Below are 15,191 nucleotides of genomic sequence, written 5' to 3'. Positions count from 1 at the left end.
ATCGGCAGCAGGTAACAAGCAATAGCTAAAGCAGGGCGGGGAAACCCGCCCTTTTGCTTATGCTTTCAAATTTAACAGTTTTTGTAGGGTGGGCACATTGTGCCCACGCGGGAACGCCGGTGTCATCGTATACTCCGGTTATCGCCGTATTAGCTTAACGCGTGGGCACAATGTGCCCACCCTACGTTCCGTTTCGCAATCTTATTTATTAAGGATTCTCATGGCCGTCAATTCCCCTATTCCTGTCGCCGCCGACTTGCTGCCTGTAGCCGGCATCGAACTTGGTCACGCCGAGGCCGGCGTGCGTAAAGCGAATCGCAAGGACTTGCTGGTAATGAAACTGGCGCCGACGGCGACGGTGGCCGGGGTGTTCACGCAAAATCGGTTTTGCGCCGCACCGGTGCAAGTGAGCAAGGCGCATTTGGCAGCTGCCGAGATTTCCGGCGAGCCGATCCGTGCGTTGCTGATCAATACCGGCAACGCCAACGCTGGCACCGGTGAGGCCGGCCTGGCCGCAGCCAATGCCACTTGCGACGCATTGGCGGAATTGCTGGACTGTCATGCGGCGCAGATATTGCCGTTCTCGACCGGGGTGATCCTGGAGCCGCTGCCGGTGGAGCGCGTTACTGCCGGTTTGCCGCAAGCTATCCGCAACCTGAAGAGCGATAACTGGTTTAATGCCGCCGAGTCCATCATGACCACCGATACCCAGCCGAAGGCCGCTTCGCGCCGCCTGACGATCGCCGGCAAAACGGTGACGCTGTCGGGCATCAGCAAGGGTGCGGGCATGATCAAGCCGAATATGGCAACCATGCTCGGTTTCCTCGCTATCGACGCAAAAGTGGCGCAACCGGTTCTGGAGCAGATGGTACGGCAAGCTGCCGACCGCTCGTTCAATTGCATTACTATCGACGGCGATACCTCGACCAACGACTCGTTCATGCTGATCGCCACCGGTGCCGGCGAACTGGAAGTCAATAGCGTCGACAGTCCGGAATATGCGGAGCTGGCAGCCGCTGTCACCGATATTTCGCAGCATCTGGCGCAAATGATCATTCGGGATGGCGAGGGCGCCACCAAGTTCATCACGGTCACCGTGGAGCAAGGGCGGGATGTTGCCGAATGCCGCAAGATCGCCTATTCGATCGCCCACTCACCGCTGGTCAAGACAGCATTCTTCGCCTCCGATCCGAATCTCGGACGGATTTTGGCGGCGATCGGCTATGCCGGTGTCGATGATCTGGATGTCAGTAAACTGGATATGTATCTGGATGACGTGCTGGTTGCCAAAAATGGCGGCCGCAATCCCGAATACCAGGAAGCTGACGGTCAGCGCGTAATGAAGCAAAGCGAAATTACGGTACGGGTGCAACTGGCGCGTGGCGATGCGGCGGCGACCATCTGGACTTGTGATTTATCGCATGACTATGTGTCGATTAACGCTGACTATCGTTCTTGAGGCGGTAGCTTGTCGAAGAACCCCTGATACCTTGGCCGGCTTTCGGCCAGGGCGTCAAATCTGTTCCGACAAATAATATTCATCCAGCATCGTTTTGCTTTGCGTCAGAATGAGGCAATCATTCCATCTGCTATCAACGCTATCGACCTTCCTCAGCCATGACTCAATTAGATCAATTCCTGCTCCGCGCCGAAGCCCTGCTAGGTCGCCTTGAATCCATCCTGCCACAAGCCAAGGCGGCTCCCGATTGGCAGGCCGCAACCGCCTTTCGCTGGCGTCATCGCGGCGGATCGGCCGGCGGCTACCTGCAGGCGGTTGGCCATATCTCGGATATTGCACTGTCGGACCTGCACAATATCGAAATACAGAAGCAGCAGATCGACCAGAATACCCGCCAGTTCGTCGATGGCAGGCCGGCCAATAATGTGTTGTTGACCGGTGCCCGCGGCACTGGCAAGTCGTCCTTGATCAAAGCTTGCCTGAACCAGTATGCGCCCCAGGGTTTGCGCCTGATCGAAGTAGATAAGGACGATTTGGCGGCATTGCCGGATATTGTCGATCTGGTGGCCGAGCGTCCTGAGCGGTTCATCATTTTTTGCGACGACCTTTCGTTTGAAGAGGGTGAGAGCGGTTACAAGGCGCTCAAAGTGGCGCTCGACGGCAGCATCGCTGCACAGTCGGACAATGTGTTGATTTATGCAACATCCAACCGCCGCCATTTGTTGCCGGAACGGATGTCCGACAACGCCACTTATAAAACCACCGAGGACGGCGACCTGCATCCGGGTGAAACCGTCGAAGAAAAAATTTCACTTTCAGAACGTTTCGGGCTGTGGGTATCGTTTTACCCATTCAAGCAAGACGATTACCTGGATATCGTCGGCCATTGGCTAGGCCATTTCGGCTGCACTGCGGAGCAGATCGCGGAAGCCCGTGGCGACGCTTTGCGCTGGGCCTTGCAACGGGCCTCGCGCTCGGGCCGGGTTGCATGGCAATTTGCCCGCGATTACGCCGGCCGGCGGCAGCAATCGTGAGTAAGCAATCTTGAGCGCGCTGATTTCCCCCGAACGGATGCCGGTAAATGTGGCTGTGGGCATTCTGATGAAGCCTAACGGCGATGTATTGCTTGGCCAGCGGCCGGAAGGTAAGCCGATGGCGGGGTATTGGGAGTTCCCGGGAGGGAAGGTAGAGTCGGGCGAGTCGATTTTCGCTGCGCTCAAGCGTGAGCTGATGGAAGAGCTGGGGATTGAAATCGCCTCTGCCGAGCCGTGGTGCGGGATTGAGCATCACTATCCGCATGCGCGGGTGCGGCTGCATTTCTACATTAGTCGTGAATGGCGCGGTGAGCCGCAAAGCCTGGAAGGGCAGGCTTTTTCCTGGCAAGGCAGTGTAGGCGTGGAGCCCCTGTTGCCGGCGGCGATTCCATTGATTGAATGGCTGGACGAATTGCGCCGCGAGGGCGCCAACGGTTGATCTATTGGTAATACTGACAATGCCGGCAATTACTGCGGTAGCTTGCCATCATCATCAATCTCATCCGGTGGATTAACTGCAGGGATCGCGTATTTCTCTTCCGCCCAGGCACCCAGGTCGATCTGTTTGCAGCGTTCCGAGCAAAACGGCCGGAACCGGTTAGCTGTAGTCCATTCAACTTTTATGCCGCAAGTCGGGCAATCAACGGTAGTAGTCATACAAATCAATCAAAAAACATTCGAAAACAATCGAAATACATTTAAAAATTACAAAGAGTCAGCTCAAACGGCACATCGCCCTCGTACGCCTTGGGCTTCAGATCGCCGCCTTGCCTGGTAAAGCGCACCCACAACATGTATTTGTTGGCGGATATTTCAGGGATGGCGGCGAGCTGCTCATCGATGATCAGGCGCAGCATCTGATAAGACTTCCCTTGCAGCATTTGCTGATAACTGCCGTTTTGTGCATCTATCTTTACCGAACTTCCGGTTTCCCGCAGTAATCGTAACACGATGCTGATAGCGTCGAACAAGGGGGCCAACGGCCCAAACCAGCCAATAATGTCGGTAAATCGTCGTTCCGCCGGATGTTGCTGCCAGGCGTAATACGAAGGCAAGTCGAATTCACAGGCGCCGCCGGGAATGATGGTGCGGCCGCGAATGCTCATCAGCCATTCGTTTTCGCGTATATGCTGGCCGGTTTTCCCTTGGGTCGCCATGAGCGCGGTGCTGACTCTGTCTATCTCTTGCAAGATGGCGTCCAGCATATCGGAGGCGACGTTCGGGTTGGATTTAAAGCCGAGCAGGGTTTGTTTTTGCCGTTCCAGTTCTTGCAGCAAATCCGATTTCAGATCGGCGCGTCCGGCGACCTCCAGCATTTCGAAAATGGTGGAGAGCGCGACGTGGTGCTGTAACGGACTTTCCTGTTGTACGAAAAACCCAAATCTTTCGTGCAGGTCTTCCAGCCGCAACAGGGTGCGAATGCGCTCGTTGAAAGGATATTCGTAGACGATCAAAGTGACATCCCTTAAGAATTTGAGCCGGATAAGACATGATTCTGAACGATGCGAACAGAAATTACAAATGCCCATCCATTTTCAGCATTGAGCGAGAGGTTTTTCGCTCGATTTTCGCCTGATGCATTCGTCCGCATTCGTCCGATACATAACGTTTTAATGCACAGCCTCAATACAAAGCTTTATACCATTATATCGATCTACCCATTGCTTCATATAGTGCATGTAATCGGGTCACTTGCGGCAATAGCGCTGCCGGCTCGCTATTATTGACAATCACATCGTCGGCAGCCTGCAGGCGTTGCTGTCTGGTGGCTTGTGTCGCCATGATGGCTTGTACTTGCGACTGGTTCAGCGCATTGCGCTGCATCACGCGGTGTAATTGAACCTGTTCGTCGCAATCCACGACCAGTATGCGCTTTACCCGTTGCGTCCAGTTGCCGGACTCAATCAATAGCGGCACGACGAAAATCACATACAAGCCTTCAGCGTGTTCCGCCGCGCGTGCGGTTTCGGCTCGGATCAACGGGTGCAAAATCGATTCCAGGCGCTGTTTTGCCGAAGCATCTGAAAATACATGGGCGCGCATCTTGGCTCTGTCCATGGCGCCACTGGCGTCGATGAAGGCGCTGCCGAACTCGGCAATAATCGGCGCGATGGCGATGCCATTCGCCGCGGTCAGCTGATGGGCGATAACATCGGTGTCGATGACGGCTGCGCCGCGTTCGGCAAACATGTTGGCAACGGTGGTTTTACCGCTGCCGATACCGCCGGTCAGACCGACGGTGAATCTGTGCGTAGTTGGCGCTAGCTTGTCGTCATTCGCCGCATCGTGCTGGTTCATACGATGTTAGGTAGCAAAACCGAAATAAGTTTCCAGAATTGTTCGGCCATAGAGCAGGGCGAGCAAGCCGGCGGCGGCCAGATAAGGGCCGAACGGGATCGGTTTGTCGCGTCCGTGGCGGGTAAACACGATTAGCGCAATGCCGACTGCAGCACCCACCAATGATGAAAACAGGATAATGATGGGGAGCATTTTCCAGCCCAGCCAGGCGCCAAGCGCGGCCAACAGCTTGAAGTCGCCGTAACCCATGCCCTCTTTGCCGGTCAGCAGTTTGAATGCCCAGTAAATCGCCCACAGGCTCAGATAGCCGGCCGCGGCGCCAATCACGGCGTCTTGCAGCGGCACGAACAGGCCGGACAGGTTAAGCAGCAGGCCGATCCATAACAAAGGCAGAGTCAGGTCGTCGGGCAGCAACTGCGTATCGGCATCGATAAATGTCATCGCGATCAGCAGATAGACGAACACCAGGGTCGCCAAGCCAATCCAGCCGCTGCCGAAGTGCCAGATCAGCAGCGCTGACAGGCCGCCAGTCAACGCTTCGACCAGCGGATAACGGATCGAGATGGGCGTTTTGCAACCAGCGCATTTACCGCGTAACGCCAGGTAACTCAGGACCGGCACATTCTCCAGCGCGCCGATCTGGCGTTTGCATTGCGGACAGGCCGAACGCGGCACCACCAGGTTGTAGCGCTCGGTATGCGGCAGCGGTTTGCCGCTTTCGTGGGCGACATAATTGTCCGATTCACGCTGCATCATGATCGGCAATCTATGAATCACTACATTCAGGAAACTGCCGATCAACAAACCAAAAACAGCTGCCAGTGCGGTGGGAAGCAGGCTTCCCGCCGCCAGGAAAAAAATACCATCTTGCATCAGACCACCGAACCCAGTTTGAAAATTGGCAGGTACATGGCAATCACCAGGCCACCTATCAGTACACCAAGAATTACCATGATCAACGGTTCCATCAAGCTGGACAAGGACGCGACTGCATCGTCCACTTCGGCCTCATAGAAATCAGCGACTTTACCCAACATGTTATCCAGTGAGCCGGACTCTTCGCCGATCGATACCATCTGCGTCACCATGTTCGGGAACACATTGGCGTTTTCCATTGCAGCCGTCAAACTGGTTCCGGTGCTGACTTCGCTCTGGATTTTCTTGGTTGCGTCCAGATAAACTGCATTGCCGGATGCGCCACCAACAGAATCGAGCGACTCGACCAATGGCACGCCGGCGGCAAACATGGTTGCCAGAGTGCGGGTCCAGCGTGCAATCGTGGCTTTGCGTATCACCTCGCCGAAAATCGGTGCTTTTAGCAACAGGCGATCCATGAAGCGCTGCATCTTAAGTGAGCGTCTCCAGGATTGGAAGAATAGGTACAAGCCGGCAAATATGGTAGGGAAGATGATGTACCAGTTAGACACCATGAAATCCGAGATTGCCATCACGAACAGGGTCGGCCCAGGCAAGTCGGCGCCGAAACTGGAGAATACCTGCTTGAATGCCGGCACTACCCAGATCATGATGACTGCGGTGACGATAAAGGCTACGGCCAGAATAGAGACCGGGTAGAACATGGCGGATTTGATCTTGCTTTTGATGGCAAGGGTTTTTTCTTTGTAGATTGCCAGCCGTTCCAGCAGATCTTCAAGGATACCGGCTTGCTCGCCGGCGCCGACCAGATTGCAGAAAAGCGGGTCGAAATACAGTGGAAACTTGCGGAATGCCTGGCTCAGGCTGGTACCGGTTTCAACGTCGCCACGGATATCATTCACCAGTTTCGATACTGACGGATTGGCATGGCCCTTGGCGACGATATCGAAAGACTGCAGCAGCGGCACGCCAGCCTTCATCATGGTGGCCAGTTGGCGCGTAAAGAGGGAAATATCCTTGTCGGAAATTTTCTTCCCGCTACGGAAGGTCTTCTTTTTAATTTTGGTGACCAGAATTCCCTGGCGCCGCATGGTGACGTTGACCACAGTTTCGCTGCCTGCGCGCAATTCGCCGCGCACAACCTTGCCCTTTTTATCTTTGCCCTCCCAAAGAAATACCCATTCCTTGACCTGACGTGAGCTTGCGACGCTGCGTGCTGCAGTTGCCATGAACTATTCCCCTAATTAGATATTCGTGCAGCCAAGCACTTCTTCGAGGCTGGTCAGCCCTTGTTTAACTTTTACTAATCCCGACAACCGCAAGGTCTTCACACCCTCGCGTTTCGCCTGTGCTTCGATCTCCAGCGCCGTGCCGTGCGCCAGGATAATGCGTTCTATTTCTTCTGTAATCGGCATGATCTGATAGATGCCGACCCGTCCCTTGTAGCCGGTGCCGTTGCAGCGTTCGCAACCGACCGCCTTGTAAGGCATCCAGGTGCCGTCGAGGTCGTCTTCGGTGTAGCCAGCCTCAAGCAAGACTTCTTCCTGGATCGTAATCGGCTGTTTGCAGCTGCACAGGCGACGCGCCAGCCGTTGTGCGGTGATCAGGATCACCGATGAGGCGATATTGAAAGCAGGCACGCCCATATTCATCAAGCGTGTCAGGGTAGACGGCGCATCGTTGGTATGCAGCGTGGAAAACACCATATGGCCGGTTTGCGCCGCCTTGATCGAAATGTCCGCAGTTTCCAGGTCGCGGATTTCACCGACCATGATGATGTCGGGATCCTGCCGCAGGAATGCTTTCAACGCCACCGGAAAAGTCAGGCCGGCGCGGTCGTTGATGTTGACCTGGTTGACCCCGGGCAAATTGATTTCGGCAGGATCTTCAGCGGTGGAGATATTGATGCCAGGCTGGTTCAGGATGTTCAGGCAGGTATACAGCGATACGGTTTTACCGGAACCGGTCGGACCGGTCACCAGCACCATTCCGTACGGGCGCTGGATGGCATCCATCAATATGGCTTTTTGATCCGGATCGTAACCCAGCGCATCAATCCCCATCTGGGCTTGGCTCGGATCCAGGATACGCATCACGATTTTTTCGCCAAACAAGGTTGGCAGGGTGCTGACACGGAAATCGATCGCGCGGGTTTTGGAAACGACCAGGCGCATGCGGCCGTCTTGCGGCACTCGCTTTTCGGAGATATCCAGCTTGGAGATCACCTTGATGCGGGAAGCCAGTTTTTCCTTGATAGACAGTGGCGGTTGCGCCATGTCGCGCAATACGCCATCGACCCGGAAACGAATCCGGTAGAATTTTTCAAACGGCTCGAAGTGCAAGTCGGATGCACCTTGGTTGATGGCGTCGGTCAGGATCTTTTGCAAGAAGCGGACTACCGGCGCATCGTCAATATCGGTGGCTGCGGCGTCTGCCACAGCTGCCGCATCTTCTTCGACGAAATTGATTTCCTGCTCGTCGCCGACCATCTCGCTCAGGCTTTGCTCGGCTGATTTGGCCAGTTTCTGAATCAGCTTGAGCAGGATCGGATGCTCGACGATGATAGGTTCAACCGTCAGTTCGGTTTGAAACTTGATCTGGTCCAGCGCCTGGACATTGGTCGGGTCGGACAGCGCGACATAGATCTTGTTGCCGCGCTTCGCCAGCGCCAGCACCGTGTGGCTTTCCATCAGTTTGGCGTCGATGGCTTTTTCCGGCAGCGTGCTTAAATTGAGCACGCTCAGGTCTAACTGCGGATAGCCAAAGGTCTCGGCGCAAAACAGCGCGAGCGAACGCGCATCCAGGTGGCCGCTTTCCAGCAAGGCGGCGATAAACGGCGTTTGGCTGTCGCTCGACTTCTTGTGCAGGGACTCGATCTGTGGCGCCGAAAGACGTCCGGCTTGCAGCAATGCACGAGCAAGTCCGGACATCGGACTGGTGGAACTTGTGTTGGGAAATACTGCTGCCATAGAGGGGTCAATACCAAAAGATGTGCCGAACCATTCGAACCGACCAATGATGCCCTACGGGAAACTCACTTGTAAAGGATTTGTGGAGAAATGTGTCGTAAAAGTTGCCGTTGGGCAGTGTTTTTTAGTGTTCTTGTAGTTTATTCGGCCGCATCAATTTAGCAACCTTGATCGCCTGGTTTTGCACTTGTACGATTTCTATGATGCATCCGGCAATTTTCAGGCTGACGTTATTGTCGGGAATATCCTGTAGCCATTCCAGTAACAAGCCGTTCAAGGTCTTGGGACCATCCAGCGGGAAACTCAAACCGAGGCGTTTGTTGATATCACGCAGGGTAGTTGCACCCTCGAGCAGGCATTGCCCTTGCGGATTCCAGGAAAAACTGTCGGCACGCGCCGCTCCCGGCTTGGAGGTGGTGAATTCGCCAATCATTTCTTCAATGATGTCTTCCAGGGTCACCAGTCCCTGCACCTCGCCATATTCGTCGACGATGATGCCCAGGCGTTCATGGTTTTCCTGAAAATATTGCAGTTGCGTGAAAACGTCCGTGTCTTCCGGTACGAAGTAAGGCGTGGTGAGCAGCTGCCGAAAGTGTTCGACCGTCAGTTCTTCTTCCTGATTCAATAATGCCATTGCCTTGCGCACATGCAAAATACCGACGATCTGGTTGATTTCACCTTCATATACCGGCAATTTGTTGTGATAGCAGGTGGTCAGCTGATGTTTGATGTCCTCCACAGAGGCGGACAAATTCAGTGCTTCAACTTGCGCCCTCGGCGTCATGACATCTTCCACCGAGATTTTTTCCAGGTCGAACAAATTCAGCAAAATGCTCTTGTGTTTTTGCGGCATGAAATTGCCGCCTTCCAGCACGATGGAGCGCAATTCTTCCGGAGATACGCGTTGTTCCTGCGCGTTTTTGCCAGTTTTGATATGCAGGATTTTCAGGATCGCCGATACGAACAGATTGACGAACCAGATCAGCGGCTTGGCCAGCGCCATCAATGGCTTGAGTACGAAGCTGGTTGGCAAGGCAATGCGTTCGGGATAGGTCGCGCCTATCACTTTCGGTGTAATTTCGGCAAATACGATCAGCAGGAAGGCAACCGCCGCAGTGGCGACCGTGATCACTTTCTGGTGATTGCCGAATGCCGTAATGGCAATCGCCGTCACCAGCGCCGTGGCCAAGGCGTTGACCAGGGTATTGACGATCAGGATCAGCGACAGCAGTTTATCGGTGCGTTCGAGCAGCCACAGCGTGGTAGTGGCTGCCTTGCTGCCGCGCTTGGCCAGATGGCGCAGGCGATGCTTGTTGGCGGCCACCAGAGCGGTTTCCGCCATTGCAAAAAAAGCCGACAGGAAGATGAGTACAACTAGTGCAAGAATCTGCACCCATATGGGCACGGCATCCAAAGGGTCACCGTAAGATGAAAGGTTAAAAAGGTTAAAAAAGGTTAACCAGCCAACGTGTCGACTGGTCGGGGTGAGAGGATTCGAACCTCCGGCCTCTACGTCCCGAACGTAGCGCTCTACCAGGCTAAGCTACACCCCGTCTAGCTGCTCAATGACTTGAGCAGGTTTTTGGGCTGTCGATTCGCTTTGCGCTGATGCGACAGTCCCCTTGCTGAATTCTCAGTGATTCCGATTCACGGCGAACGCAGATAATTGTAGCAAAGAATCCTTGAACTGACTATTTGGCAACCCTGAGATCGCTGCCGCTGCCCGCTGCGCGGCTTTCTCGGCTTCGCGCCGCGTGTAGTCCAAGGCGCCTGAACTGGTAATGGCTGCCAGGATTTCATTGAAATGCTGCTCATCGCCATTCTCGATGCAAGTGCGTACCAGCGCCCGTTGCTCGGGAGTACCATTTTCCATCAGGTAGATCAGAGGGAGGGTTGGCTTGCCTTCGCGCAAGTCGTCGCCGACATTCTTGCCGATATCGCCGGCGTTGCCGGAATAATCCAGGACATCGTCGATCAGCTGGAACGCGGTGCCAAGCGAGCGGCCGTATTCGCCTGCAGCTTCAATCACATCGTCGCCGGCGCCGGCAATCAAGACACCGAGCTGAGCCGCCGCTTCAAACAACTTGGCGGTCTTGGAGCGAATTACCTGAAGGTAATTTTCTTCGGAAACGTCCGGATTGTGCATGTTCAGCAATTGCAGCACTTCGCCTTCTGCAATGACGTTGGTAGCGTCCGCGACGATCTGCATCACGCGTGCATTGTCGACCGCTACCATCATCTGAAAGGCGCGTGAGTACAGGAAATCACCGACCAGCACCGAGGCGGCATTGCCGAACAGCGCATTGGCGGTCTGGCGTCCGCGCCGTAAGGACGATTCGTCGACGACATCGTCGTGCAACAAGGTGGCGGTGTGGATAAACTCGATCACCGCTGCCAATTCGTGGTGCTTGTCGCCGCCATAGCCGTAAGCCCGGGCCATCAGCAAGACCAGTACCGGGCGCAGGCGTTTACCGCCGGCGCTGATGATGTATTCGGCGATCTGGTTCACCAGCGGCACTTCGGAATGCAACTGCCGGCGAATCACCGCGTTGACCGCTTCCATATCGGCCGCGATCGGGGACATCATGAATTGTGAGGATGAAGTGTTGGGAGCGGCTGACAAAATAAAACCTGTTGGAAATCGATTGTGCCGTGATTATACGATGACAGCCGTGATTAAGGCCCATCGATACTAAATTGGCTATTGTCCGATTTTGTACCGGCGTTAATCGGCGGTAATCGGCGTTAATCGGCGTCATATAGCGGCTCCGCCCTGCTTTGGCGCAGGACGGAGCAAAGGTGTTGCTATCCCTTCAACTTCGCAAAGGCCGCCGCCATGGCGCCATTTGCCGGCGCCGGCGCTGCTTGACGTTGCTGCGACATGCGCTTGGCGTCGTTGCGGTCTGCGCGTTGCTCTGGTTTGGCGCCGGCAACCGGCGCGTTATCGGTCAAACGCATGGTCAGCGCGATACGTTTGCGCTTTTCGTCGACTTCCAGCACTTTGACTTTCACCACCTGGCCGGCTTTGACGACGCTGTGCGGATCCTTGACGAAGGTATTGGAGAGTGCGGAAATATGCACCAGGCCGTCCTGATGCACGCCGATATCGACAAATGCGCCAAACGCCGCCACATTGGTGACTACGCCTTCCAAAATCATGTCAGGCCGCAGATCGCGAATTTCTTCGACGCCATCCTTGAAGGTAGCCGTGGTGAATTCCGGACGCGGATCGCGGCCCGGTTTTTCCAGTTCCTTGAGAATGTCGGCGATGGTCGGCACACCGAATTTGTCATCGGCATATTTGGCCGGGTTGAGCGACGTCAGCAATTTGCTGTCGCCGATCACACCCTTGACGTCTTTCTTGATGTCAGCCAGGATTTTTTCCACCAGCGGGTAGGATTCCGGATGGACAGCCGAGCCGTCCAAAGGATTGTCGCTATTCATGATGCGCAAGAATCCGGCCGCCTGTTCGAAAGTTTTATCGCCCAGCCGCGGCACATCGCGCAGCGCTGCACGCGAGCCGAACATGCCCTTCATGTCGCGATAAGTGACGATACTCTGGGCGACGCTGGCGTTCAGCCCGGAAACGCGCGCCAGCAGTGGCGCTGATGCGGTGTTGACGTCCACCCCGACCGCATTCACGCAATCCTCCACCACCGCATCCAGCGAGCGCGCCAGCTGAGTCTGGCCGACGTCATGCTGATACTGGCCGACGCCGATCGATTTCGGATCGATCTTGACCAGTTCCGCCAGCGGATCCTGCAGGCGGCGCGCGATCGATACCGCACCGCGCAGCGAGACATCCATGTCCGGCAATTCGCGCGAGGCGAACTCGGAGGCCGAGTAGACCGAAGCGCCAGCTTCCGACACCACGATCTTGGTCAATTTCAATTCCGGCCGCAGCTTGATCAGATCTTGCGCCAGTTTGTCGGTCTCGCGCGAAGCGGTGCCGTTGCCGATCGAAATCAGCGATACCTTGTGCTTTTCCGCCAGCTGCGCCAGCGTATGCAGCGAGCCGTCCCAGTCATTGCGCGGTTGATGCGGATAGATTGCTGTGGTGTCTACCACCTTGCCGGTGGCGTCGATCACCGCCACCTTGACGCCGGTGCGCAGGCCAGGGTCGAGCCCCATGGTGGCGCGCGGTCCGGCTGGCGCTGCCAGCAGCAATGCTTTCAGGTTGAGCGCAAAGACGTTGATCGCCTCGACTTCGGCTTTTTCGCGCAGCTTCGTCATCAGCTCGGTTTCCAGATGCATGAAAACCTTGACGCGCCAGCTCCAGCGAACCGTGTCGCTCAACCATTTGTCGGCGCTGCGATTCTTGTTGCTGATGCCGAAACGGGCGGCGATGCGTCCTTCGCACGGATTGTGCGGCGCATCCCATTTCGGTTTTTCTTCTTCGGTATCGAGACGCAGCACGACATTCAGGATTTCTTCGCGGCGGCCGCGGAACAGCGCCAGCGCCCGGTGCGATGGAATGGTGCCGATGGTTTCGGAGTAATCGAAGTAGTCGGCGAATTTTTCGCCTGCATCCTGCTTGCCTTCCACCACTTTCGATTCGACCACACCGTGTTCTGTCAGATATTCGCGCAACGCCTGCAACAGCGTGGCATCTTCCGAAAACCGCTCCATCAGGATTTGACGGGCGCCGTCGAGTGCGGCCTTGGCGTCGGCGACGCCAGGATTGTCGCCGTTGTCGGTGCTGAACGCTGGCTTCAGGTATTTGTCGGCCTCTTGCTCCGGATTCAGATCGGGATTGGCCAGCAGCGCATCTGCCAATTCGGTCAAACCGGCTTCGGCGGCGATTTGCGCCTTGGTGCGGCGTTTGAGTTTGTACGGCAGGTACAAATCTTCGAGCCGGGTCTTGTCTTCGGCCAGGGAGATTGCCTGCAGTAGTGCCGGGGTCATTTTGCCTTGTTCCTCAATCGACGCCAGGATCGCGCCGCGGCGCACTTCCAACTCGCGCAGGTAACGCAGGCGCTCTTCCAGCAAGCGCAATTGGATATCGTCCAGGCCGCCGGTGGCTTCCTTGCGGTAGCGAGCGATAAAGGGCACGGTGGCGCCTTCGTCCAGAAGGGCGACGGCAGCGGCGACTTGCGCCGGTTTGGCGGCAAGTTCAAGGGCGAGACGTTGTTCGATCGAAGGCAGCATGAGGATTCTTAAGAATGAAAATCAAGCGTTGGATGATACGCAATCCAGATAATTCCGCCAGTCTTGACAGTCCGAAAAGAAATCCGCCGGAAATTAGTCAACTGAGTACTTAACTGAGTAATCAACTAAGTAGTCAGCAGAGTCTCAGTTGACTAAATGGCAGCTACATCGTCATATCGCCATAGAGTATTTCTCGATGGTATTATTTACGCCATGCCGGATAGTCAACTGTCGGGCTAGTCTGTCAAGAATGGATGAAGATGGGTTGCAAATGAAAAAGATTGTTAAATAATTATTTTTTTCTTGTTTGTCGATGAATCAGCAAATATGCTTGTGGCCGCATGCGACAGGGCAAAGATCCAAGGCCTGTCGCTCATTAAGGTACATCACACGGTAGTATTTCTTCAGGAGTCGAATATGCATCTTTCTAAACGTCTGGGGGCGGAAGCTCTTGGTACATTTTGGCTGGTTCTTGGTGGTTGCGGCAGCGCCGTGCTGGCAGCGGGATTTCCGGGGCTCGGCATCGGCTTCCATGGTGTCGCGCTGGCTTTCGGTTTGACAGTACTGACGATGGCATTTGCCATTGGCCATATTTCCGGTTGCCACCTGAATCCGGCAGTAACGCTCGGACTCGCTACCGCGGGCCGTTTCCCGAAAAGCGAGATCTTGCCGTATTGGGTTGCGCAGGTGGTGGGTGGCATCATTGCAGCAGGCATTTTATATCTGATCGCTACCGGCAAGCCGGGCGCGGATATCGGCGGCTTCGCGGCAAACGGCTATGGCGAACATTCACCCGGCCAGTTTTCGATGACTGCGGCCTTGATCTCTGAAGTGGTAATGACCTTCATGTTCCTGATCGTGATTCTGGGCGCCACAGACAAGCGCGCGCCGGCGGGTTTTGCGCCGATCGCAATTGGCCTGTGCCTGACCTTGATTCACTTGATCAGCATCCCGGTGACGAATACTTCGGTGAATCCGGCGCGCAGCACCAGCCAGGCACTGTTTGTCGGCGGTTGGGCATTGCAGCAACTGTGGCTGTTCTGGGTGGCGCCGCTGATTGGCGCAGTCATTGCAGGTGTTGTGTACCCGGCAATCTGGGGTGAGAAGAAGGATTGAGGGATTGAAGAGTCGAGATTACGATTCTGCAATAATGCAAAAAAGCGCGGCCTGCCGCCAATGCCGTTCAGTTAAGACGCCAGAGATATCTCCCTCATGCGTCGTTCCCGCGAACGCGGGAATCCATTTTCATTGTTTCACTCGGTAATTTGGATCCCCGCGTTCGCGCACTGCTGTCCGGAATAATTTGATTGACAATGTTGGGAAGGGTTGCAGGTATTGGTCTAAGGGGGTATACCCCTGTTTGCCAACTTAAAAACCAAACCTGCAACATGTTCAGCATAACGACTT

At 55.3% G+C, this 15,191-nt stretch carries 14 protein-coding genes and 1 tRNA gene; 4 read left to right on the top strand and 11 right to left on the bottom strand.

Annotated elements, in window-relative coordinates; translation table 11 throughout:
• Nucleotides 1-220 precede the first annotated feature (220 nt).
• The 3 genes from argJ (at nt 221) to mutT (ending at nt 2,932) form a co-directional block, all read left to right on the top strand.
• Nucleotides 221-1,459 carry a bifunctional glutamate N-acetyltransferase/amino-acid acetyltransferase ArgJ gene (gene argJ, locus KHU29_RS14645; protein WP_211453521.1) on the top strand — a complete coding sequence of 413 codons (1,239 nt, stop codon included), beginning with the start codon at nt 221-223 and terminating at the stop codon, nt 1,457-1,459.
• A gap of 158 nt (nt 1,460-1,617) precedes the next feature.
• Nucleotides 1,618-2,493: an ATP-binding protein gene (locus tag KHU29_RS14640; RefSeq protein ID WP_211453520.1), complete on the top strand. Its 876-nt coding sequence runs from the start codon at nt 1,618-1,620 to the stop codon at nt 2,491-2,493.
• A gap of 37 nt (nt 2,494-2,530) precedes the next feature.
• A complete protein-coding gene (gene mutT, locus KHU29_RS14635; RefSeq protein WP_211453573.1) occupies nt 2,531-2,932 on the top strand; it encodes an 8-oxo-dGTP diphosphatase MutT in 402 nt (133 codons plus the stop codon).
• 29 nt (nt 2,933-2,961) lie between these two features.
• Here the strand turns inward: mutT and KHU29_RS14630 are convergent, their stop codons facing one another.
• The 10 genes from KHU29_RS14630 to KHU29_RS14585 form a co-directional block, all read right to left on the bottom strand.
• Nucleotides 2,962-3,150 (bottom strand): DNA gyrase inhibitor YacG, encoded by a 189-nt coding sequence (locus KHU29_RS14630; protein ID WP_211453519.1) that lies wholly within the window; start codon nt 3,148-3,150, stop codon nt 2,962-2,964.
• A gap of 41 nt (nt 3,151-3,191) precedes the next feature.
• Nucleotides 3,192-3,947: a cell division protein ZapD gene (gene zapD / locus KHU29_RS14625; RefSeq protein WP_211453518.1), complete on the bottom strand. Its 756-nt coding sequence runs from the start codon at nt 3,945-3,947 to the stop codon at nt 3,192-3,194.
• 190 nt (nt 3,948-4,137) lie between these two features.
• Nucleotides 4,138-4,791: a dephospho-CoA kinase gene (gene coaE, locus KHU29_RS14620; RefSeq protein WP_211453517.1), complete on the bottom strand. Its 654-nt coding sequence runs from the start codon at nt 4,789-4,791 to the stop codon at nt 4,138-4,140.
• A gap of 6 nt (nt 4,792-4,797) precedes the next feature.
• The gene (locus KHU29_RS14615) at nt 4,798-5,664 is read right to left on the bottom strand and encodes a prepilin peptidase (RefSeq protein WP_211453516.1); all 867 of its coding nucleotides are present in this window, start codon (nt 5,662-5,664) and stop codon (nt 4,798-4,800) included.
• A complete protein-coding gene (locus KHU29_RS14610; RefSeq protein WP_211453515.1) occupies nt 5,664-6,896 on the bottom strand; it encodes a type II secretion system F family protein in 1,233 nt (410 codons plus the stop codon). Before KHU29_RS14610 ends, KHU29_RS14615 begins: the two co-directional genes overlap by 1 nt.
• Nucleotides 6,897-6,911: 15 nt before the next feature.
• On the bottom strand, nt 6,912-8,636 hold the full coding sequence (pilB, locus tag KHU29_RS14605; protein ID WP_211453514.1) for a type IV-A pilus assembly ATPase PilB: 1,725 nt from the start codon (nt 8,634-8,636) through the stop codon (nt 6,912-6,914).
• Between the two features lie 124 nt (nt 8,637-8,760).
• Nucleotides 8,761-10,050: an HlyC/CorC family transporter gene (locus tag KHU29_RS14600; RefSeq protein WP_211453513.1), complete on the bottom strand. Its 1,290-nt coding sequence runs from the start codon at nt 10,048-10,050 to the stop codon at nt 8,761-8,763.
• 62 nt (nt 10,051-10,112) lie between these two features.
• Nucleotides 10,113-10,189, bottom strand: a tRNA-Pro gene (locus KHU29_RS14595).
• A gap of 80 nt (nt 10,190-10,269) precedes the next feature.
• Nucleotides 10,270-11,220: an octaprenyl diphosphate synthase gene (ispB, locus tag KHU29_RS14590; protein ID WP_211453572.1), complete on the bottom strand. Its 951-nt coding sequence runs from the start codon at nt 11,218-11,220 to the stop codon at nt 10,270-10,272.
• A 221-nt stretch (nt 11,221-11,441) separates the two neighbouring features.
• Nucleotides 11,442-13,784 carry a Tex family protein gene (locus KHU29_RS14585; RefSeq protein ID WP_211453512.1) on the bottom strand — a complete coding sequence of 781 codons (2,343 nt, stop codon included), beginning with the start codon at nt 13,782-13,784 and terminating at the stop codon, nt 11,442-11,444.
• Nucleotides 13,785-14,201: 417 nt separating this feature from the next.
• Between KHU29_RS14585 and aqpZ the strand changes: the two genes are divergently transcribed.
• On the top strand, nt 14,202-14,900 hold the full coding sequence (gene aqpZ, locus KHU29_RS14580; RefSeq protein ID WP_211453511.1) for an aquaporin Z: 699 nt from the start codon (nt 14,202-14,204) through the stop codon (nt 14,898-14,900).
• 94 nt (nt 14,901-14,994) lie between these two features.
• On the opposite strand, the gene KHU29_RS14575 is transcribed toward aqpZ, so the two are convergent.
• A partial coding sequence (locus tag KHU29_RS14575; RefSeq protein WP_211453510.1) for a hypothetical protein occupies nt 14,995-15,191 on the bottom strand: 197 nt, incomplete at its 5' end.

It is taken from the genome of Collimonas antrihumi (genome assembly GCF_018304965.1).
Lineage (GTDB): Bacteria > Pseudomonadota > Gammaproteobacteria > Burkholderiales > Burkholderiaceae_D > Collimonas > Collimonas antrihumi.
This window is presented reverse-complemented; position numbering and strand designations above follow the sequence as displayed.

Bases quoted from the DNA above. Each gene is read 5' to 3' on its own strand.
- coaE (WP_211453517.1), bottom strand. From the start codon at position 4,791: ATGAACCAGCACGATGCGGCGAATGACGACAAGCTAGCGCCAACTACG.
- KHU29_RS14610 (WP_211453515.1), bottom strand. From the start codon at position 6,896: ATGGCAACTGCAGCACGCAGCGTCGCAAGCTCACGTCAGGTCAAGGAA.
- KHU29_RS14615 (WP_211453516.1), bottom strand. From the start codon at position 5,664: ATGCAAGATGGTATTTTTTTCCTGGCGGCGGGAAGCCTGCTTCCCACC.
- ispB (WP_211453572.1), bottom strand. From the start codon at position 11,220: ATGTCCCCGATCGCGGCCGATATGGAAGCGGTCAACGCGGTGATTCGC.
- pilB (WP_211453514.1), bottom strand. From the start codon at position 8,636: ATGGCAGCAGTATTTCCCAACACAAGTTCCACCAGTCCGATGTCCGGA.
- KHU29_RS14585 (WP_211453512.1), bottom strand. From the start codon at position 13,784: ATGCTGCCTTCGATCGAACAACGTCTCGCCCTTGAACTTGCCGCCAAA.
- argJ (WP_211453521.1), top strand. From the start codon at position 221: ATGGCCGTCAATTCCCCTATTCCTGTCGCCGCCGACTTGCTGCCTGTA.
- KHU29_RS14640 (WP_211453520.1), top strand. From the start codon at position 1,618: ATGACTCAATTAGATCAATTCCTGCTCCGCGCCGAAGCCCTGCTAGGT.
- mutT (WP_211453573.1), top strand. From the start codon at position 2,531: ATGCCGGTAAATGTGGCTGTGGGCATTCTGATGAAGCCTAACGGCGAT.
- KHU29_RS14630 (WP_211453519.1), bottom strand. From the start codon at position 3,150: ATGACTACTACCGTTGATTGCCCGACTTGCGGCATAAAAGTTGAATGG.
- aqpZ (WP_211453511.1), top strand. From the start codon at position 14,202: ATGCATCTTTCTAAACGTCTGGGGGCGGAAGCTCTTGGTACATTTTGG.